The sequence below is a fragment of the uncultured Sulfitobacter sp. genome (assembly GCF_947499945.1).
Lineage (GTDB): Bacteria > Pseudomonadota > Alphaproteobacteria > Rhodobacterales > Rhodobacteraceae > Sulfitobacter.
On record NZ_CANMQD010000004.1, the window covers coordinates 91,116 to 111,093 of the forward strand.

Below are 19,978 nucleotides of genomic sequence, written 5' to 3' on the forward strand. Positions count from 1 at the left end.
GACAAGATGATGCAGCTCCCGCTGTTTTTGCTGCTGTTTGGGGTGAGTGCGCTGTCGATGTTTGTACCCGCTGCTTACGGCGCCGTGGCAGATCGCCACGAGACAAGTCAGGCGTTTTTCTATGCCGGGCTTTTAGGGACCTTGGCCTTTGCGCTCATCTCGGTCGCCCATGCGGGACGCGCACCCCGTCACGGCGCATTGGGGCCGCTGCTCTCGCTGTTCTCGGCTTTTGTTTTTTTGCCTGTTTTCTTTGCAATTCCCTTTGTCGAAGCATTGCCCACAACCCGGTTCTATAACGCTTACTTTGAGATGGTGAGCGCGCTGACCACTACGGGTGCGACGCTTTTTGATGATCCGACACGGCTGGGACCGGCGCTGCATCTGTGGCGTGCACAGGTAGGATGGATGGGCGGATTACTCATGTGGGTGGCCGCTGTGGCAATCCTTGCGCCGCTCAACCTTGGCGGTTTTGAAGTTACCGCACAAGCAGAACCGGGCCGCCGCGAAACAGGTCTTTATGAGACCGCACCGCTCAACCCGCGCCGCCGCATCTGGCGCGCGGCACAAATGCTCGCACCGCTTTATGGCGGACTGACGCTTCTACTGTGGGTGTTGCTGGTTTTTGCAGGGCAGGACCCTTTCGGGGCCTTGTGCCATGCAATGTCTGTGATGGCGACGTCAGGGATATCCGCCAGCGGCGGTGTCGAGGGTGCCTCTGTGGGCCTTGTGGGTGAGATCATCATGGCAATGTTTATGCTTTTTGCGCTTTCACGCCTGACCTTTTCCTCCGATACCATGACTGCCTCTCAAGGGGGGCTACGCACCGATCCTGAATTTCGCATCGGTTTGAGTATTGTGGTGATCGTGCCTGCAATTTTGTTCGCGCGGCATTTTATCGGCGCGTTCGAGCTTGAGAGTGAAGACACTATTCTGGGCGCGCTCGCTGCTCTGTGGGGCTCATTGTTTACCGTGTTGTCCTTCATGTCGACCACGGGATTTGTCTCGGAGTACTGGAGCGAGACACAAAGCTGGTCAGGCTTGGGAACACCGGGGTTGATCCTGATGGGGCTCGCGCTGGTTGGCGGCGGCGTGGCGACCACTGCGGGCGGTGTAAAGCTGTTGCGGGTCTTCGCGCTTTACCGAAACGCAATGCGCGAGATGGAGCAGCTGGTCCATCCCAATTCCGTCTCTGGCGCCGGGGTTGCGGGGCGGCGTTTGCAATCGGGTGGGGCGTTCATCGCTTGGATATTCTTTATGCTTTTTGCGCTTTCATTTGCCGCGGTCACTCTTGCGCTGACCCTTGTAGGGGTCACCTTTGAGGAGGCGCTCGTTCTTTCAATTGCGATGCTGTCGACGACTGGTCCCCTCACCGAAGTTGGCGGGCAAGAGCCGATTGTGTTGATGTCACTCGGCGATTCAGCCAAAGCAATCCTTGCGGGAGCAATGGTTTTGGGGCGTCTTGAAACGCTTGCGATCATTGCTTTGCTGACGCCCGACCTGTGGCGTAGCTGACACGCGTAGAGCCAGCCCTTTGCAATTGCTGGATTTTGGGGGTTTAAACTTCGTTTATCGCACTTCATAGTCAACCTCGACGTGCCGATTGCGGCTAATGACAAGAAAAAAATGAAAGATCAAACTATGGCGTCTGATAGACAGAACCTTCAGGATGCGTTCCTGAACCACGTACGTAAGACTAAAGTACCGGTAACAATTTTCCTGATTAACGGGGTCAAATTGCAGGGTGTAATTACCTGGTTTGATAATTTTTGTGTTCTGCTGCGCCGTGACGGCCAATCCCAGCTTGTCTACAAGCATGCAATTTCGACCATCATGCCAAGCCAGCCGATCAGCCTGTATGAGGGCGAAGACGCTAATTGAGCAAAACACAATTCCAGATTGATGAGACAGATGGCCCCGCGCTGACGCGTGCTTGGGTGCTGCATCCTGACATCAAAAACGACAATGACCGTCGCGATCCCGTGCCGGCATTGGCGGAAGCTGTGGCACTGGCCGAAGCACTCCCGAACCTCGAAGTTGTGGGTCAAGATATCGTTCCGCTGCGCACCGTAAATGCGGGGCAGTTGTTTGGAAAAGGCAAAATTGCTGATTTCAAAGAAATCCTGAGCGAGAACGAAATTGAGTTGGTGTTGGTGGACGGTCCTGTCACACCTGTACAGCAGCGCAACCTTGAAAAGGCGTGGAATGTAAAACTCCTCGACCGCACGGGGCTTATCCTTGAGATTTTCAGTGACCGTGCCGCCACCCGTGAGGGGGTGTTGCAGGTCGAGATGGCCGCCCTTAACTACCAGCGCACGCGTCTGGTGCGGGCTTGGACCCACTTGGAACGTCAGCGTGGTGGCCTCGGCTTTGTCGGTGGTCCGGGTGAAACGCAGATCGAATCCGACCGCCGTGCCATTGACGAGCAGTTGGTCCGCTTGCGCCGCCAGCTTGATAAAGTGGTGAAAACCCGCGCATTGCACCGTGCGGCACGCGCCAAGATACCTTTCCCGATTGTCGCCCTTGTTGGTTATACCAATGCGGGAAAATCGACTCTGTTCAACCGCCTGACAGGTGCGGATGTGATGGCAAAAGATATGCTGTTTGCGACGCTGGACCCCACAATGCGCAGCCTCGAATTGCTCGACGGGCCAGAAATCATCCTCAGCGACACGGTTGGTTTTATCTCCGACTTGCCGACCGAGTTGGTCGCGGCCTTTCGTGCCACCCTCGAAGAAGTGCTGGCCGCTGATATCGTCTTGCACGTGCGCGACATTTCACACGCAGAAAGCGAGGAGCAGGCCCGCAATGTACGCGATATTCTGACATCGCTGGGAGTGCCCGAGGATACCCGCACTTTTGAAGTCTGGAACAAGCTTGACCTGCTGCCACCCGACCGTGCCGAAGCTGTCCGCGAACGGGCAAAGCGCGACGATTCAGTGTTGGCAATCTCATCCATTACAGGTGAGGGGCTTGAACTGCTCCAAGCCACAGTGGCAGAGGCGCTCCAAGGGGCGCTGCGCACGGCCGAACTGTCGCTGCCCTTTTCTGACGGGCGCAAGCGTGCGTGGCTCTTTGCACAGGACGTGGTGGTGAGCGAGACACAGACGGATGAAGGGTTTGATTTGGTGGTGCGGTGGTCCGCTGACGTGGAGGCCGCGTACCAGCGCCTCTAGCCTTTTGCGGGGTTTGCCACATATAGAGCAATGAATGCCCCAGAAGGAGCCCCACATGTCTTATGCCGTCGTCTATATCGCTACGTTTGCAGCTTTCCTCATCGCCGATTTCATAGGGCTGAGCTACTTCATTAAACCAATTTTCGCCCGCGATATCGGACCATTGATGCTCGATGAGTTTCGGGTGCTGCCGGCGTTCCTGTTTTATGCATTTTTGATTTTTGTGGTGATGTGGTTTGTCGCTTGGCCTGCACTTGATGCGGATAAATCGCTTTGGTGGGTCTTTGGGTCTGCCGCTCTGATCGGTGCGGCCTCCTACGGTACGTTCGAATTCACGAATTATGCGATTTTGCGCGATTGGACGCCGACCTTGGTTATGGTGGACCTCACGTGGGGCACAGTTGTGACCGGCGCTACTGCGGTGACGGGCGTGGCAATCACCCGCGCTGTCGGCTTGTAAGTTTCAGGCACCGTTCGCGGCGGCAAAGCGCCATGCACCTGGGCGAAGCTGGTTAAGCTGCCAGTCCCCCACTTGGACACGGATCAGGCGCAGGGTTGGCAGGCCCACATGGGCGGTCATGCGCCGCACTTGGCGGTTGCGCCCCTCTGTTATCGTGATCGACAGCCACGCATCGGGCACAGATTTACGAAAGCGCACAGGCGGGTCGCGTTCCCACAGATCATCGGGCGGATCGGTTTGAGTCACAAGCGCAGGGCGCGTAACGCCATCTTTGAGGCTCACTCCGCTGCGCAGCGCATCAAGCGCTGCTGTGTCGGGCGCCCCTTCGACCTGCACCAGATAGGTTTTTTCCAGTTTATATTTCGGGTTCGATATCCGCGCCTGTAACGGGCCATGGTCCGTCAGAACCATTAACCCTTCGCTGTCGCGGTCAAGGCGGCCAGCGGGGTAGAACCCTTTTTCGTCAATGAAGCCAGAGAGCGTGGGCCGCGGTGAACCTTCGGTGCCTTTGTCGGTGAATTGCGACAAAACCCCAAAAGGTTTGTTAAACAGGATTACGCGCGGGGTGCTCATGGCGCTTGGGGGATCAACAAGGTCACACCAACAGCCGCCGCACGCGCCAGCTCTTGATCAAGCGACATTGGGATATATTCGCCACGCCGCCACAGTTGTGCCAAATCATCATAGTGGCGAGACAGGAAATGCCCGGATTGCCCTGTGGAAGAGACAAAGACAGAGCTGTCGGGATCGGCAAAGTCATAGACCCCGCGGTACCCCGCGCCGTGGACATTGTGGAATGGATTAGGGTCGGTGCCTTTGGTCCGGCCGCGCATAAGGGTATTGTCACCGCCAGATGTGCTTTGACGGATATTCACGAAATAGCGCAGCACAGGGACCGTCCCAAGCACAGGATGGTCATGGGTTGCCTGATGTGCATCGCCCCAGCGCAGGGACTCAAGCGATGTACCATAGCTGTTGGAGATCGTCAGAAGCGCATCATCAAGAGCAAGCCGCGCCATATCTGCACATGTCTCGGTGGGGGCGGATTGGAAGACGTCACACCATGCGGAAGCACCCTCGATATTGCGAAACACCCGCTCGATGAACAGCGGCTCAACGTGATCAAATTCTGCGGCAAGCGGCCCCAATTCATCCTGAATGAGCCGTGACTGGAGCGCGCGGAGCCATGTCGCATAGATCAGCGGCTCTGGGAGGTGCTCGTTCATCTCTCCCGACCAGCCGGCGAGCAAGCTCAACGCATCTTGGCGCAGTGCCTCGGGGGTGCCGTCAGGTGCTGCTTCTCCAGTAAACCAAAGCTCGGCCCCGATCAGCGGCAAGAGCGAGCGGGCGGTGAAGCTGACCGTGTCCAACTGTGCCTCGATAAAGCTGTCGCGGGTGTGGACCTGACGCCCCTGCATCAAACGCTGCCAACGCTGCACGCGCTGAGTGTCGCCCCACAGAAACGACATGTGGTTGGGAAAGGGGCGGTCTACTGTCTTGTTATTCGTATTACCCAATATCCCGCCTTCGGGGGCCACAAAACCGGGATTGGCGGTAAAGGGCAATGTCCCCTGCCAACGGTTTGCCTCAATCCAGCCCGGGCTGGGCATGCGCCCTTGGCTTTGATGGTTCGGATCACGTTTCGGCGCGGCACCAATCGTTTTCAACGCAATGGTTTCGCGGTCCACCAGCGTCAGGTTCTGTGAGGGTGCGATGAACTTCTCCGTAGCACTTATCCCGTCAGCCACAGTTTTGGCCCGCATCAGCTCCATCGCGGCCTGAAGGGTGGTGTCGCGCTGGCTCAGCACCGTCCAGTTGACAGAGGCCACATGACCGGGGGGGGTAATTGCGCCAAGGTTATAATGGCTGCCCGGCAAGACAGGGCCATTGTCTGTCCAACGCAAGGTGAGCGTGACAGGATCAAGGTCTTTTACGTTAATGATCGAGGCCCGCGTGCGGAACTTCTTGAATCCCGTCGGCGTGCGGTATTCCTCGCGGTTGGCGGGGTTCAACTCTTCGATATAGACGTCCTGATCGTCGAGATAGGAGGACGTCAGTCCCCAACCCAGATCAGCAGACCGACCCGTCAGGACCACGGGGATGCCTGGAATGGTCGCACCAATCACACCGCCTGTTTCAAGCTCAAGCCGTGACAGATACCAGATAGAAGGCGCAGTGAGCCCAAGATGCGGATCATTGGCCAACAGCGTCCCCCCCGAGGCAGAGCGCGAAGGGGCCGCCGCCCAAGCATTTGACGCACCAGCAAAGGCAGTGCGTTTGAACGGAGACAATGGATGTGAGGTGTAGGGGGTGGCATCGGCAAATCGGGGTGCGTCAGGAAAGAGGCTTGCGAATTCGGGCAGCGCAGCAACGCCTGCGCCGGGTGCATCGGGCAAGATATCGCGCAGACGCGCATCGTCGGGCAGGGCAAGGGAGACACGGGCACGGGTTACTTCGGCGTCCAAGTGGCCAGACAATTGCAAACCCATAAGTTTCACAAGGGCAACGCTGTCCGCAGGACGCCACGGTGCCATAGGAGCGTTAAACAGGAACATCTCCGGCGCTCCACGGCCCAAGGCCTCCATGTTGATTTGGTCAAGACGCGCGTTCACGCCTGCGGAGTAAGCCCGCAAAGCAGATTGTGTAGCAGGATCCAGCGCTTCCATCGATGCGACTGACAGCGCATAAATGTCAAAGCGGCGCAGGAGTTTGTCTGTATCAAGCGTTGCGGCACCAAACACTTCGGACAGACGCCCTTGGGCTGTGCGACGCATGGTGGTCATCTGCCACATGCGGTCTTGGGCATGGGCAAATCCAAGACCAAAATACACATCCTCATCACGCGGGCCGAAAATGTGAGGGACATTGGCATTGTCGCGCACAATCTCGACAGGGCGCTCAAGGTTGGGGACTTCGACTTCGGCATTGTATTCCGGCAAAGACCGCGAGGCGAGCCAATAGACCATGGCAATCACCACCACACCAATCACCAGCATTGCGGCGGTCAGGCGGATCAGCCAGCGAAAAATCAGTGCCATGCAGTAGAACCCCTGTGATGCCGCCCTTTGATGCGTTTGACGCAGGCGTGCGCGGTGATAGATACAAACGCAGCAATAGCGCAACATCAAAGCAAGGAAAAGCACATGACAAAGCTGGCATTTTTAGGTCTGGGCGTAATGGGAGCGCCGATGGCAGGGCATCTGCAAAAGGCAGGGCATGATGTTACGGTCTACAACCGCACAACATCCAAAGCCGCAGACTGGGCCAAAACCTATGGTGGCGGTCATGCGGCCACACCGCGCGAGGCCGTTGCAGGCGCGGATTTTGTCATGGCCTGTGTCGGCAATGACAACGATCTTCGATCCGTTTGTTTGGGGGAGCACGGTGCCTTTGCAGGGATGGCCGAAGGGTCTGTTTTTGTGGATCACACAACTGTATCGGCTGCGGTCACACGCGAGCTTAATGCAGCCGCCGCCGCGCTCAAAATCAGCTTTGTCGATGCGCCGATTTCTGGCGGTCAGGCCGGTGCAGAAAATGCACAACTTTCAATCATGTGTGGCGGGGATCAGGCAGCTTTTGACACGGCTTTGCCCGCGATGGAGGTTTACTCCAAAATTTGCCGTCGCATTGGCGACAGCGGCGCGGGCCAAATGACCAAAATGTGCAACCAGATCGCGATTGCGGGTGTCGTGCAGGGGTTATCCGAGGCCCTGCACTTCGCAGAAAAGGCAGGGCTTGATGGTCGCGCTGTGGTCGAAGTGATCTCGCAGGGCGCCGCAGGCAGCTGGCAGATGGCCAACCGCTATGAGACGATGATCGACAACGAATTCGAGCACGGATTCGCCGTGGATTGGATGCGCAAGGATCTGGGGATTTGTCTTGATACTGCTGATGAGACGGGTGCAAGCCTGCCGATCACCGCATTGGTCGATCAATTCTACAAGGATGTTCAGAAACTCGGTGGCGGACGTTGGGACACCTCAAGTCTGATCCAGCGTTTGCGCAGAATGGATATTTAAATCATAAGCCTATGGCGCGATATTCATGTCGCGCCATAGGTTTGTTCAGGGAATGATCCGTGTGTATTTGCTGCCCTCAAGGGTCGCGCCGATGCGCAGACCCGCACGGCCAAAGACAACGGCCAAGACAGGTGACAGCACCGTTGTTGTATCTGCGTTCACACTGTCACCACGGTCCGAAATCACATATTCGATATTCGCACCCGCAGCCCAGCCAGGCGAGCGGCGGAAATTAGTCAGCGCGTCATTGGTCATAAAGAACAGTACGTGCGCGTATTGTTGTGCGCCGATCTGCAGACCGCCAGAGGCTTTTGTAACCGAATAGTAATCAACCGAAGTATCATTTACCCGCAGCGCTCCGCGTCCGAATGCGCCGCCAAGGCCAAGGCCCGCTTCGGTGACCAATGGCATCACGAGCATGCCGTTGGATTTTTCGGCCAGGGTCCGCGTGTTGGGGAACTCGCGGTACATCTGCTCTAGTGTGGTATTTACCCGCGCATCGATTGTGCCAGCGCCGGTAGAACCTACGCCATTACCGCATGCGGCCAGAGTGGTGGTGCCAGCAACCGCGCCCAACGCAAATGCGCGGCGCGTAAGTATAGAATGGGTCATATGATTTGCCTGTCTTGATTACACTGCTCAACAAAGTGCCGGTTTGCCCGACTTGTCCCCACCTATAGGCGGTTTTTTGCAGGTTGTCATGAGGTTTGAACAGGTTGGCGAAAAGATGCTGTTTTAGCTACGCAGCTCAGCCGCCCAACTGTGTGCGCATGGCCTGATATACGACTGCCGTGGCAACATTTGCCAGATTGAGCGAGCGTACCTTCGGGTTTAGCATCGGTAGGTGAAAGACGCGGTCCTCTACATCATCAAGGATCGTTCGCGGCAGGCCCGCAGACTCGCATCCGAATACAAGATAAGCGTCCTTCTGGAACTCAGGCTCATAGATGCTCCGTGTGCCATGTTCCTCAAAAAAGTAGAGGTGATCGTGCGCAGGCTGTCGGGCTGAGATGAACGCCTCCCAGCTGTCATATTCCGCCAAGGTCACGTGTTTCCAGTAATCGGTCCCCGCACGGCGTACTGATTTCTCATCCAGAGAAAAGCCGTAAGGCTTTATCAGGATAAGCTCCATATTCAGCGCCACGCATGTCCGCCCGATTGCGCCTGTGTTGAACGGGATTTCAGGGGTGACCAGCACCACCTTCATACAAGGATCATCCACGTGGCGTTTGTGCATTCAGCAGACGCGCAGCGGCAGGGGCGAAATATGTAAGGATGCCGTCACAGCCTGCGCGTTTGAAGGCCAACAGGCTTTCCATCATCACACGTTCTTCGTTAATCATGCCTTGGGTCGCAGCCGCCTTGATCATGCTGTATTCGCCCGACACCTGATAGGCAAAGGTCGGCGCACCAAACGCATCTTTCACGCGGCGGCATATGTCGAGGTAGGGCAGGCCGGGTTTGACCATGACCATATCCGCGCCCTCGGCCAGATCACGCGCCACAAGGCGGAGCGCTTCATCACTGTTGGCGGGATCCATTTGGTAGGTTTTCTTGTCACCTGTGAGCGCACCTGATGCGCCAACCGCATCACGGAACGGGCCATAGAACGCACTGGCGTATTTCGCGGCATAGCTGAGGATCATAACATTGCGGTGGCCGTCCGCCTCCAGCCCTGCGCGGATCGCGCCGATGCGCCCGTCCATCATATCGGACGGCCCGATAATATCTGCACCCGCACGGGCTTGCTCCACTGACATCTTCACCAAAGCCTCGACCGTCTCGTCATTGATGATCTCACCGTCCACGACAAAGCCGTCATGCCCGTTGATGTTATAGGTATCGAGCGCCACGTCAGTCATGATGACCAGATCAGGCAGCACAGCCTTGATCGCGCGAATGGCGCGGTTCACGTGGTTGTCAGGATCCCATGCACCTGCACAATCCTCGGTGCGCTCTTCGAGACCAGTATAGGGGAATAGACACAGCGCCCCGATGCCAAGGTCCCAAGCCTCTTTTGCGGCCTCTACAATCCGGTCAACCGAATGTCGCATCACCCCGGGCATGGAAGGGATTTCTTCCACGATATTTTCACCACTGCGCACAAACACTGGCCAGATGAAATCAGCAGGCGAGAGGTAGTTTTCACGCACCAATCCGCGGATGCCCTCATTCTGGCGCACACGGCGCAGGCGGGTCGCGGGAAAGGGAGCTTGGATGGGCTGCATGGGCGTGGTCCTCGGGCTGATATGTCAGTCAAAGTTGACACGTATTTTTGCCATGCTCAAGAGCCCTCTAGGGGTAGGAATTACCAACGCACCCCGCTATGAGGGGGGCAACACGAATAACGAGCATTGCTTTGGACTGGTACCAGACACTTTTTGAATTGATCGACATGCGCTCTTTCTCGAACCTGTGGTTCTGGATTGTGCTTGCTGTTGTGTGGTCTACGACCAGCCACTATGGCCTTGGCGTACCGTTTGACATGGTCTTGCGGGCCAAGCGGCACGGCGGCCAGACCGAAATCGACCTTGAGGATCTGGTACGCATCAACACTAACCGCATCTTGTTCATCGCACAAATGTCCGGCCTGTGGATCGCGGGGTTTGCCTGCTTCTTCCTGACGATTCTTGCTTTGCTCGGATTTGTTTATGGAAACGAATTTTCGCAATCCTTGATTTTGCTCGGCTTTCCTCTTTCGATTGTCGGGCTACTCAGCATTTCCACTGCGCGTTTGATCCAAGAGGAGGAGGCGCGCGGCGAAAAGCTGCGCAAGCGTTTGATGCGTCACCGCCTCTATACCCAGATCATTGGCATGATCTCTATCTTTGTCACCGCACTTTGGGGTATGTACCAGAACCTGAATGTTGGCCCCTTTGGCGGTTGACAGCTGGGTCACACGGGCCACATCACACAGCATATGAAATCTTCCACCCATATCACGCTGTCTGGCGCGCCTGAAGGGTTTGACGCCTCTTTGCTGCTGGCCGAGGTGGCCAAGTCGGGCACGCCCCTGATCCATGTGGCGAGGGACGATAAACGCATGGCCGCAATGCAGGAGGCTCTGCGGTTTTTCGCACCTGATATGCCTGTGGTTGTCTTTCCCGGTTGGGATTGCCTGCCCTATGATCGCGTCTCGCCAAATGCTGATATTTCGGCTCAGCGGATGGCGACGCTTGCGGGGTTGGTGCACGGGATGCCGTCACAGTTTATTCTGCTGACGACGATGGGGGCTGCGACCCAGCGTATTCCGCCCCGCGAAATTTTACGCACAGCCGCATGGAGTGCCCAAGTAGGCGCTCGGGTTGATGAGAAAGCGCTACGCGAATTTCTGGTGCGCATGGGCTTTGTCCAAAGCCCCACAGTGATGGAAGCGGGCGATTACGCCGTGCGCGGCGGCATCATCGACATCTATCCCCCCGGAGACATGGGGCCTGTGCGGCTTGATCTGTTTGGCGATGTGTTGGACGGTGCGCGTCGCTTTGATCCGGCGACGCAGCGCACCACTGAAAAACTGGAACTGGTCGAGCTTGCTCCTGTCTCCGAAGTCATCCTCGACGAGGCGGCGATTACGCGGTTTCGCCAGAACTACCGCATCGAATTTGGCGCGGCTGGTACGGATGATCCGCTTTATGAAGCGATTTCGGCAGGCCGCAAACATCAGGGTGCGGAGCATTGGCTGGCCTTCTACTATGACCAGCTTGAGACCTTGTTTGATTATCTGCCCAAGGCCACTGTTAGCCTTGATGATCAACTGACAGCCACGCGGCTGGCGCGTTGGGACAGTGTTGCGGATCAATACGAGACGCGCAAAATTGCGATGGCGAACCGCTCCAAGATGGACAGCGTGTATAAGCCTGCGCCTGCTGAGGGGCTTTATCTGGACGATGCTGCATGGGAGGCAGCTGTTGCGGACCGTCGCGTGCTGCAACTGGCTCCGCTGCCGCAGCCAACTGGTATGGGCGTTCTGGATGCAGGGGCGCGCATCGGGCGCAACTTTGCGCCAGAGCGCCAACAGGAATCCATTAGCCTTTTCGGGGCTTTAGCGTCGCACGTGAAAGCAAAACTTGATGCAGGGCCGGTCCTCATCGCAAGCTACTCCGAAGGTGCACGCGAGCGGCTAACAGGGCTGATCGAGGAAGAAGGCCTGTCAGAGGCGATCCCTGTCAAAGACTTCACGCGCATTGGCAAACGCGGCCTGCATCTCGCGGTGTGGGCGCTGGAACACGGGTTCGAGGCGCCGAACCTCACAGTAATTTCCGAGCAGGACGTGCTGGGGGATCGCCTCATCCGGCGTCCCAAGCGCAAACGTCGCGCCGAGAATTTCCTCAGCGAAGTTCAAAGCCTCACACCAAACGATCTGGTTGTGCATGTGGACCACGGCGTCGGCCGCTATCTGGGCATGGAAGTTATCACCGCAATCGGTGCCGCACATGAGTGTTTAGTGCTGGAATATGCAGAGCAATCAAAGCTTTACCTTCCAGTTGAAAATATCGAACTGCTGAGCCGTTATGGCCATGAAGAAGGTCTGCTCGACAAGCTCGGTGGCGGCGCGTGGCAGTCCAAGAAGGCTAAACTCAAAGAGCGCATTCGCGAGATGGCCGACAAACTCATCCGAATCGCAGCCGAGCGTGCCTTACGCCGCGCGCCTGTGCTTGAGCCGCCACCGGGCATGTGGGACGCGTTCTCCGCCCGTTTCCCGTATCAAGAAACCGACGATCAGTTGTCAGCTATTGGTGATGTGATCGACGATCTGACAAGCGGTAATCCGATGGACCGTTTAGTGTGCGGCGACGTGGGCTTTGGCAAAACCGAAGTCGCCATGCGTGCGGCGTTCGTCGCGGCAATGTCGGGTGTTCAGGTTGCAGTGATTGCGCCGACCACGCTGCTTGCCCGTCAACACTACAAGAGCTTTGCGGAGCGGTTTCGCGGCTTCCCGATTGAAGTGCGGCAGCTTAGCCGTTTCGTCACCGCCAAAGAAGCCACTGCCACCCGTGATGGGATTACCAAAGGCACAGTCGATATCGTTATCGGCACGCACGCGCTGCTGGCGAAATCCATCAAGTTTAATAACCTTGGCCTGTTGGTGATTGACGAAGAACAGCACTTTGGCGTGGGGCATAAGGAACGCCTCAAGTCGATGCGCACGGATGTGCATGTACTGACGCTGACCGCCACGCCGATTCCGCGGACGCTGCAACTGTCGTTGACAGGTGTGCGCGATCTGAGCATCATTGGCACGCCGCCTGTGGACCGTTTGAGTATCCGCACCTATGTCTCCGAATTTGACAAGGTCACCCTACGCGAGGCTTTGCTGCGCGAACATTACCGTGGTGGCCAATCATTCTATGTTGTGCCGCGTATTTCCGACCTGCCAGAGATTGAAGCGTTTCTTAAGGATCAGCTACCTGAGCTGTCCTATGTCATTGCCCATGGCCAGATGGCGGCGGGCGAACTTGATGATCGGATGAATGCCTTTTACGATGGCAGCTATGATATCCTGCTGGCCACGACGATCGTCGAGAGCGGCCTCGATATCCCGACTGCCAACACGATGGTTGTCCACCGTGCCGATATGTTCGGCCTGGCCCAACTGTACCAGATCCGGGGCCGTGTGGGCCGTTCCAAAACCCGCGCCTATGCCTATCTGACAACCAAACCGCGTGCAAAACTCACACCGCTGGCAGAAAAGCGTCTGCGCGTAATTGGCTCGCTCGACACGCTCGGAGCGGGGTTCACCCTGGCCTCCCAAGACCTCGATATTCGCGGGGCAGGCAACCTTCTGGGGGAAGAGCAGTCTGGCCAAATGCGCGATGTGGGTTTCGAGCTGTATCAATCCATGCTGGAAGACTCGATTGCCAAAATCCGCTCGGGGCAGCTTGAAGGTGTTGTGGACAACGATGGCCAATGGGCACCCCAGATTAACCTTGGCGTACCTGTGCTCATCCCAGAGGCTTACGTGCCTGACCTTGATGTACGCCTCGGCCTATACCGTCGCCTATCGGAGTTGACCAAAAAGGTTGAGCTTGAAGGTTTTGCCGCTGAACTGATTGACCGCTTTGGTACGCTGCCAAAAGAGGTAAACACCCTGATGTTGGTGGTGCGGATCAAAGCGATGTGCAAACGCGCTGGAATTTCTAAGCTTGATGGCGGTCCTAAAGGGGCGACGATCCAGTTCCACAACGATAAATTCGCCTCGCCAGAGGGGCTGGTCCAATTCATCAATGATCAGCGTGGCTTGGCCAAAGTCAAAGACAACAAGATAGTGGTACGCCGCGATTGGGCGACGGATACGGATAAGATCAAAGGCGCATTTGCAATTGCCCGCGATCTGGCCGAGCACGTCGTGGCAAAGGAAAAAGCGATGAAAAAGGCAAAAGCCTAAGAGTTTGCGGGATCTCGCATCAGCCGACCCATACGAAGCATACACAGCAATCCAAGCAATGCCATGGCAAGCACTGAAATGGTGAGCATCTGCTCACTGCCGTTAAACCGTGTGCCGATAGGCCCAGAGATAATTACAGCCCCGACAGTGGCAATAGCGCTGATAACAGAGGCCGCCATGCCCGCAATATGGCCTACAGGTTCCATCGCGATAGCGTTTAGATTACCGATGCTGAAACCCGCCTGAAAAAATATCCCCGTCATCCAGAAGAGAAAAAAGAAAAATCCATTTGCGCCGCTGCCCAAATCAAAGATGATGAAGCTACCTGCAAAGACAATCTGAACGATGACTGCTGTGGTAATCAGCCTCCACATCCCAAACCGTTCGACCAACAATGCGTTAAGCAAGCTTGCGCTGCCAGCAACAATGGCGATGCCGAAGAACCAGTAGGGAAATTCGTCCCCGCGTCCGTAAACGATGTCATAAATCGGCTGAACCAGCATCAGTGTCAGGAAAATCATCGACGAGACGAGCATTTGGGCGATAATGGCCAGGCGCACAATGGGCTGCGACAGTACTTCGCGCACCGCTGATCCCATTAGCCGCAGGCGCAAAGGACGACGGTTTTGGACGGGCAGGGTTTCGGGCAAACGGATCATCATCCAGATGGTGAATGTCGCGGAAAAAAGGATGAAGGCTACGAAGATACCGCGCCAGCCGCTCCAGCCGATAATGAAGGATCCCAGCAGGGGAGCTAACGCCGGAACAAGCACAAAAACCATCATTATGATCGACATAATCTTGGCCATTTGACGCCCTGAAAAACGGTCGCGCACGATTGCATTTGTCACAACACGTGGACCGGCAGCACCCAGGCCTTGGACCAAACGGGCGATCAGTACCATCTCGAAGGATTGGCTGACGTAGGCGACTGCCGCGCTCAGGATAAAAAGAGCGCTGGAGACGAGGATCACAGGCTTGCGCCCGAATGCATCCGACAGCGGCCCGGTAAAGAATGTACCAATTCCCATGCCGAGTAGGAATGTGCTCAGGATCAGCGGTGCTTTTTCAATCGCATCGGGTGAGAGTTCGGCACCAATTTGGGGCAGGGCAGGCAGCATGGAATCGATGGAAAAGGCAACAGAGGCCAGCATCATGGCCAGCAGGGCCACAAACTCGGTACGGCCCATCCGAAACGGTTCAGGTGATGAAGACACACAGCACTCCGATGTACTTAACAGATTAAGAATGTTTATTTCTAGGCTGTTAAGGCAAGAGTGCAAGCGTGACAATCCGAAAGGGATTATCCAGCAGCCACACGCAGAGCGGGTTGTGGCACAACATGGAACGGGCGCCGCTCTCCGATGATGTCGGCGCGGGGGACATATACGACTTGGGTAATGTCCTCAAAATGATCAAACTGGCCTGTCCAGTCATCACCCATCGCGAAAACCGAAACGTTATAGTTGATGATATCGGTATATTTCTGGTCCCATTCCTGCTCCGCGATGACCCGGCTCACGAAACGGCAACTTTCAAGCATCAGGCGGCGCTGCGAATAGGAGGTCACCGCGGGAACGCCCATTTTCTCATTGTAAGCATCGGTTGAGCATCCGACAATCAATTCACTGCCCAGCATGGAGAGACGTTGCAGCAGACGGGCGTGCCCCTGATGGAACAGATCAAACGATCCGTAGGTCAGGACCACACGTGAGGACATCGGGGAAATCATATATAACAGCCTTTCTCAATACACCAAACCTCGCGCAGAAGCGCAAAATGAGCGGTATGGCGACGATAACGCCGCACAAATATCGGAAAGGGTGCGTCCCAAAACGCTTGCCTGTTCACTGCCTGCACACCTGCTCAAAGGTATTATTATTTTAGATGAGGCTTTTTGCCCCTTGGGTTAATTTCTAGGCCACAGGAGACCTGCCGCCTAGCTCTTTTTCACGCTACCGCGCAGCACGCGGCGCTTTTGCAACATTACGTTGAGGCACCTGTCACTTCGGCAATCACTTTTGCCCATAATTCAGGTGGCTGTGCGCCCGGTACGGCGTGCTTGCCACCAACGATGAATGTTGGCACCGAATTGATTCCCATAGAGCGGCTGTGAGCGTCACGGTCGCGGATCTCTTGCAGGTCGGAGTCGGTTCCCAACAGGCGCGTCACCAATGCGGCATCCATTTCGATGCTGTCAGCAATATCGGCCAACACTTCGTCGTCGCCAATATCCCGACACTCTACGAAATAGGCTTTGAACAAGGCTGACACAGCGGCAGTCTGACGCCCCTCGATGCCTGCCCAATGAATAAGGCGGTGGGCATTGAGCGTATTCGGCGTGCGCTTCATCCCTTCGAAGTTGATTTTTAGGCCTGCCTTCTCCGCATGCTCGACCACAGGTGCATAGGCTTTCACGGCTGCTTCCTTGCCGCCAAACTTACCCTCAAGATACGCGCGGCGGTCCATACCGCCCTGTGGCATATCGGGGTTAAGCTGAAACGGATGCCATTCGATCAGGAACGGATGGTCAGGGGCCGCCGCAAGGGCGCGGTCCAGATGTGCCTTGCCGATATAGCACCAAGGGCAGATCGGATCGGACATGATATCAAGTTTGACTGTTTCACTCATCGGGAGGCCTCAAATTGCTGGCGCAGTTGTGCGCGCAGGAGCTTGCCATTGGCGCCCATGGGCAGGGCGGGTAAATGGATATAGAGGCGCGGCTGCTTGTACCGCGCCAGATTGGCCTCGGCATAACGGCGCAGCGCGTCCTCGTCCAGTGGGGTCGCGGCAGTGTAGAAGGCCGCAATAACGGTTACGTCCTCTTTCACGGCGACTTCTGCCGCGCCTACGGCGGTGATACCATCATAACGGGCAAGGCAGGATTCCACCTCGACGGGCGAGACACGGAAACCGCCTGCATTCATCATATCGTCGTTGCGTCCCAGATAGGTGATCTGGTGGTCCGCATCCATGCGGCCCTGATCGCCTGTCAGGAACCACTCGCCCTGCATCTTTTGCGCGGTCTCCTCTGCCGCATCCAGATAGCACAGCATCAGGCCGGGATCAGAGCGATGAACAGCAATGGTACCTTCATCGCCCAGCGGCACAGGGCCATCTTCGCCCAGTAGGGCAATCCGCCGGCCGTTCTGTGGCCGGCCCAATACAGTGGATGCCGTAGGGTGCGAAGGGCCAGCTGAGATAAAAGTTGAGCATTCTGACATGCCGTAAGCTTCATAGATTGGCGTGTCGGTTTCTGCTTCCCAACGGGCGCAGGTCGCAGGCGGCAGCTTTTCTCCTGCGCTGAGGCCATGGCGCAGGTCAGGCATGGAGACTATGTCGGGTTGGTTTAAAAGTTGGCGATAAACCCCAGGTGCGGCGGCAAAAATCGTTGCCTTATGCGCGGCAATCAAGTTAGGGAGATCGGCGGCTTGCGTTCCTGCGGCGGGGATGAGCGCCGTTGCCCCCATGGTCCAAGGGTCCATCAGGCCCGTCCCAAGAGTATAGGTCCAATTGAACGCACCCGCATGCAGGACACGATCCTCACTGTGTAAGCCGTACCAGCCCTCGAACATCATCTGACGCGCCCAAATTGCGCGGTGTGCATGCACAACGGCACGCGGCTTTCCCGAAGTGCCAGAGGTATAGATAATATACCCCGCACGCTCGGGATCGCCCATTTGCCACTGTGCGGCAGGCAGATCGCGCATACCGCGCAAGGCGTTGAGCGTCATAATGCGCGGATCATCTGGACACTCTACATCGGGGTCGCGCAAGATCAGTAAGGGCTTGAGCGTGGCAATCATTGGCGCCACTTCCCGCGCGGTCAGCGCGGAGGCTGTCGGCACAGGCACCAGACCTGCGGCAATCGCCCCGAGATAGGCGAGCGGGAAGTCCACCGTATTGCCCAAGCGCATCAACACGCGGTCACCAGGTTTTGCACCAGCCTGCAACAAACCCGTGGCCGTTCCCAGCACCGCATCGCGCAATTCACCGTATGTCCACTGCTCGACGCCCAAAACGCAGAGTGCAATTTTATCGGGCATGGCAGCGCCACGTTCCAGCACATATCGCGCCATGTTGAACGGCGCAGGACAGGCGGCCAGTGGCCCTTGATCGAATTCTGATTTCATGTGCAATCGCTAGCGTGCAGTGCTGCGCGTTGCAAGGTCCGTGCCTTGGCTCTATATGATGGGCATGACAAATGATGCCGCAAAATCAATGATTCAAATCGCCCGTGAAGATGGTGCAGCACATACTGTGCCACCGATTGATCTGGGGGCGCGTGTGCGCGAATTGCGCAAGGCACGGGGCTGGACACTTGAGCAGGCGGCCAGTCAGGCCGGACTTGCCCGCTCGACCTTGTCAAAGATCGAGAATGCCCAGATGTCACCGACATATGACGCCCTGAAAAAACTGGCGGTCGGCCTTGAGATTACTGTACCACAGCTCTTCACACCCCCAGCGGGTGACCAGATCAATGGCCGCATGGCAGTTACCAAGTCGGGTGAGGGGACAGCTCAGGCTACCACCACGTATGAGCATGAATTACTGGCGGACACGCTGCGCAAGAAAAACATGCTGCCCTACCGTGCCCGTATCCGTGCGCGTACGATGGAGGAATTCGACGGTTGGGTACGTCATGACGGCGAGGAATTTCTCTATGTGCTAACAGGTGTGATCAAACTTTACACAGAGTTTTACGAGCCGATCGAGATGCGGCGTGGCGATAGCGCATATTACGACGCGGCGATGGGTCACAATATTATCTCAGTCTCCGAAGATGATGCAACGCTGCTTTGGGTCACATCACTCGTCTGATACCCACTTCAACGCGACATGGCCGATCAGGGTCGCAGCGACCTGTACCAGAATGAACATCGCAATGTGACCGGGATAGATCCCTGCGAAAGTGTCCGAAAAACCACGCGCAAAGGTCACGGCAGGATTGGCAAAGCTGGTTGAAGACGTGAACCAATAAGCCCCTGTGATATAAAGGGCCACAAGGGTCGGCACGGCATCGGGCCGCGCCCGCAATCCACCAAAGATCACAAAAAGCAGCCCCAATGTGGCGAGCCCCTCGGAGAACCATTGCGCAGGCCCAGTGCGGTGCACCGTCTGGCTGAGTTGCAGCAGCGGCAGATCAAACATCAGATGCGCTGCCCAAACGCCCAAGACTGCGCCGATGATTTGAGCGACAGCGTATCCCGCAAGGCCCGTTGCGGTTAATTCATCGCGCAAATAGAACGCAAGGCTTACAGCGGGATTAAAATGCGCACCCGAGATGTGACCAAGCACGGTAATGATCACGAACAGCATACAGCCCGTCGCAATTGCATTGGCAAGCAGGGTTACCGCGTCATTTCCTTGTGCTAGCTCCACACCCATGATCCCGGACCCAATGACCGAGATCAGCAGCATGGCGGTGCCAATCAGTTCGGCGGCAAGCTTGCGTTTCATGCGACATTCCCGCAGGCGGTCAGATGGGCCTGAAGCTCTGATCGGCCCATTTTGGCGATGTCGCCAGCAACGAATTTGGCCGCGCGACGGTGCAAAATGGCATAGGCGGTTTGGAATGCGGCAACCGCGTCGGGACCTTCAACTGCGGCAGGATCTTCGACCCCCCAATGGGCGCGCAGCGGCACACCTGGCCAGATGGGACATGTCTCGGAGGCGGCCGATCCGCAAACCGTAATCACCGCATCCATTTTTGGCGCATCACCGTCCACGAACACATCCCAGCTTTTCGAGCTAAGGGTGCTGACATCATAGCCTTTGGCAGACAACAGGGCGATGGATTGCGGATGCACAATGCCTGCGGGTTGGCTGCCAGCGGAGTAAGTGGTGATAAGGCCATCGCCCAAACGCCGCAGAAGACATTCAAGGAGGATCGAGCGGGCAGAGTTGCCAGTGCATAAGACAAGTATATTCATGCAGCTTA

General features: G+C 56.7%; 19 protein-coding genes. 8 read left to right on the forward strand and 11 right to left on the reverse strand.

Translation table 11 applies throughout. The features are described 5' to 3' along the window. The first annotated feature begins 6 nt into the window (after positions 1 to 6). From Q0775_RS15960 to Q0775_RS15975, 4 genes are all read left to right on the forward strand, one after another. Entirely contained in the window at positions 7 to 1,512 is a 1,506-nt protein-coding gene (locus Q0775_RS15960) for a potassium transporter TrkG (RefSeq protein WP_298863822.1), read from the forward strand. Positions 1,513 to 1,638: 126 nt separating this feature from the next. Next, a complete protein-coding gene (hfq, locus tag Q0775_RS15965) occupies positions 1,639 to 1,878 on the forward strand; it encodes an RNA chaperone Hfq (protein WP_093915014.1) in 240 nt (79 codons plus the stop codon). Beyond that, the gene (gene hflX, locus Q0775_RS15970) at positions 1,875 to 3,173 is read left to right on the forward strand and encodes a GTPase HflX (RefSeq protein ID WP_298863113.1); all 1,299 of its coding nucleotides are present in this window, start codon (positions 1,875 to 1,877) and stop codon (positions 3,171 to 3,173) included. Before hfq ends, hflX begins: the two co-directional genes overlap by 4 nt. Positions 3,174 to 3,228: 55 nt before the next feature. Further along, a complete protein-coding gene (locus Q0775_RS15975; protein ID WP_298863116.1) occupies positions 3,229 to 3,633 on the forward strand; it encodes a DUF2177 family protein in 405 nt (134 codons plus the stop codon). Positions 3,634 to 3,636: 3 nt separating this feature from the next. Here the strand turns inward: Q0775_RS15975 and Q0775_RS15980 are convergent, their stop codons facing one another. Both Q0775_RS15980 and Q0775_RS15985 read right to left on the reverse strand, forming a co-directional pair. Next, positions 3,637 to 4,206: a pseudouridine synthase gene (locus Q0775_RS15980; protein ID WP_298863119.1), complete on the reverse strand. Its 570-nt coding sequence runs from the start codon at positions 4,204 to 4,206 to the stop codon at positions 3,637 to 3,639. Continuing rightward, positions 4,203 to 6,671 carry a penicillin acylase family protein gene (locus tag Q0775_RS15985; protein ID WP_298863122.1) on the reverse strand — a complete coding sequence of 823 codons (2,469 nt, stop codon included), beginning with the start codon at positions 6,669 to 6,671 and terminating at the stop codon, positions 4,203 to 4,205. The genes Q0775_RS15980 and Q0775_RS15985 overlap by 4 nt, the downstream gene beginning before the upstream one ends. 30 nt (positions 6,672 to 6,701) lie before the next feature. On the opposite strand from Q0775_RS15985, the gene Q0775_RS15990 reads away from it, so the two are divergent. Further along, positions 6,702 to 7,652, forward strand: a complete 951-nt coding sequence (locus tag Q0775_RS15990) for an NAD(P)-dependent oxidoreductase (RefSeq protein WP_298863125.1) — start codon at positions 6,702 to 6,704, stop codon at positions 7,650 to 7,652. A 45-nt stretch (positions 7,653 to 7,697) separates the two neighbouring features. Here Q0775_RS15990 and Q0775_RS15995 read toward each other — a convergent pair whose 3' ends face one another. From Q0775_RS15995 to hemB, 3 genes are all read right to left on the reverse strand, one after another. Continuing rightward, positions 7,698 to 8,264, reverse strand: coding sequence for a YSC84-related protein (locus tag Q0775_RS15995; RefSeq protein WP_298863128.1), 567 nt, complete (start codon positions 8,262 to 8,264; stop codon positions 7,698 to 7,700). 136 nt (positions 8,265 to 8,400) lie between these two features. Then, complete coding sequence (locus Q0775_RS16000; RefSeq protein ID WP_298863133.1) at positions 8,401 to 8,859, reverse strand: tRNA (cytidine(34)-2'-O)-methyltransferase; 459 nt, start codon at positions 8,857 to 8,859, stop codon at positions 8,401 to 8,403. A gap of 7 nt (positions 8,860 to 8,866) precedes the next feature. Next, positions 8,867 to 9,880: a porphobilinogen synthase gene (gene hemB, locus Q0775_RS16005; RefSeq protein WP_298863136.1), complete on the reverse strand. Its 1,014-nt coding sequence runs from the start codon at positions 9,878 to 9,880 to the stop codon at positions 8,867 to 8,869. Positions 9,881 to 10,011: 131 nt separating this feature from the next. On the opposite strand from hemB, the gene Q0775_RS16010 reads away from it, so the two are divergent. Both Q0775_RS16010 and mfd read left to right on the forward strand, forming a co-directional pair. Further along, positions 10,012 to 10,539: a component of SufBCD complex gene (locus Q0775_RS16010; RefSeq protein ID WP_298863139.1), complete on the forward strand. Its 528-nt coding sequence runs from the start codon at positions 10,012 to 10,014 to the stop codon at positions 10,537 to 10,539. A 33-nt stretch (positions 10,540 to 10,572) separates the two neighbouring features. Then, positions 10,573 to 14,037: a transcription-repair coupling factor gene (gene mfd, locus Q0775_RS16015; protein WP_298863143.1), complete on the forward strand. Its 3,465-nt coding sequence runs from the start codon at positions 10,573 to 10,575 to the stop codon at positions 14,035 to 14,037. Here mfd and Q0775_RS16020 read toward each other — a convergent pair. The 4 genes from Q0775_RS16020 to Q0775_RS16035 form a co-directional block, all read right to left on the reverse strand. Further along, positions 14,034 to 15,254: a multidrug effflux MFS transporter gene (locus Q0775_RS16020; RefSeq protein WP_366863709.1), complete on the reverse strand. Its 1,221-nt coding sequence runs from the start codon at positions 15,252 to 15,254 to the stop codon at positions 14,034 to 14,036. The genes mfd and Q0775_RS16020 overlap by 4 nt on opposite strands. 86 nt (positions 15,255 to 15,340) lie before the next feature. Then, positions 15,341 to 15,769, reverse strand: coding sequence for an adenylyltransferase/cytidyltransferase family protein (locus tag Q0775_RS16025; RefSeq protein ID WP_298863146.1), 429 nt, complete (start codon positions 15,767 to 15,769; stop codon positions 15,341 to 15,343). Positions 15,770 to 16,023: 254 nt separating this feature from the next. Beyond that, complete coding sequence (locus Q0775_RS16030; RefSeq protein WP_298863148.1) at positions 16,024 to 16,668, reverse strand: DsbA family oxidoreductase; 645 nt, start codon at positions 16,666 to 16,668, stop codon at positions 16,024 to 16,026. Then, positions 16,665 to 18,170 carry a class I adenylate-forming enzyme family protein gene (locus tag Q0775_RS16035; RefSeq protein WP_298863151.1) on the reverse strand — a complete coding sequence of 502 codons (1,506 nt, stop codon included), beginning with the start codon at positions 18,168 to 18,170 and terminating at the stop codon, positions 16,665 to 16,667. The genes Q0775_RS16030 and Q0775_RS16035 overlap by 4 nt, the downstream gene beginning before the upstream one ends. Positions 18,171 to 18,234: 64 nt before the next feature. Here Q0775_RS16035 and Q0775_RS16040 point away from each other — a divergent pair, with 64 nt between their 5' ends. Next, positions 18,235 to 18,858 (forward strand): XRE family transcriptional regulator, encoded by a 624-nt coding sequence (locus Q0775_RS16040; protein ID WP_298863154.1) that lies wholly within the window; start codon positions 18,235 to 18,237, stop codon positions 18,856 to 18,858. On the opposite strand, the gene Q0775_RS16045 is transcribed toward Q0775_RS16040, so the two are convergent. Together Q0775_RS16045 and Q0775_RS16050 are read right to left on the reverse strand one after the other, a co-directional pair. Next, positions 18,847 to 19,497 (reverse strand): MIP/aquaporin family protein, encoded by a 651-nt coding sequence (locus Q0775_RS16045; protein ID WP_298863157.1) that lies wholly within the window; start codon positions 19,495 to 19,497, stop codon positions 18,847 to 18,849. The two genes, Q0775_RS16040 and Q0775_RS16045, sit on opposite strands and share 12 nt — an antisense overlap. Further along, entirely contained in the window at positions 19,494 to 19,970 is a 477-nt protein-coding gene (locus Q0775_RS16050; RefSeq protein ID WP_298863159.1) for an arsenate reductase ArsC, read from the reverse strand. The genes Q0775_RS16045 and Q0775_RS16050 overlap by 4 nt, the downstream gene beginning before the upstream one ends. Positions 19,971 to 19,978: the final 8 nt, after the last annotated feature.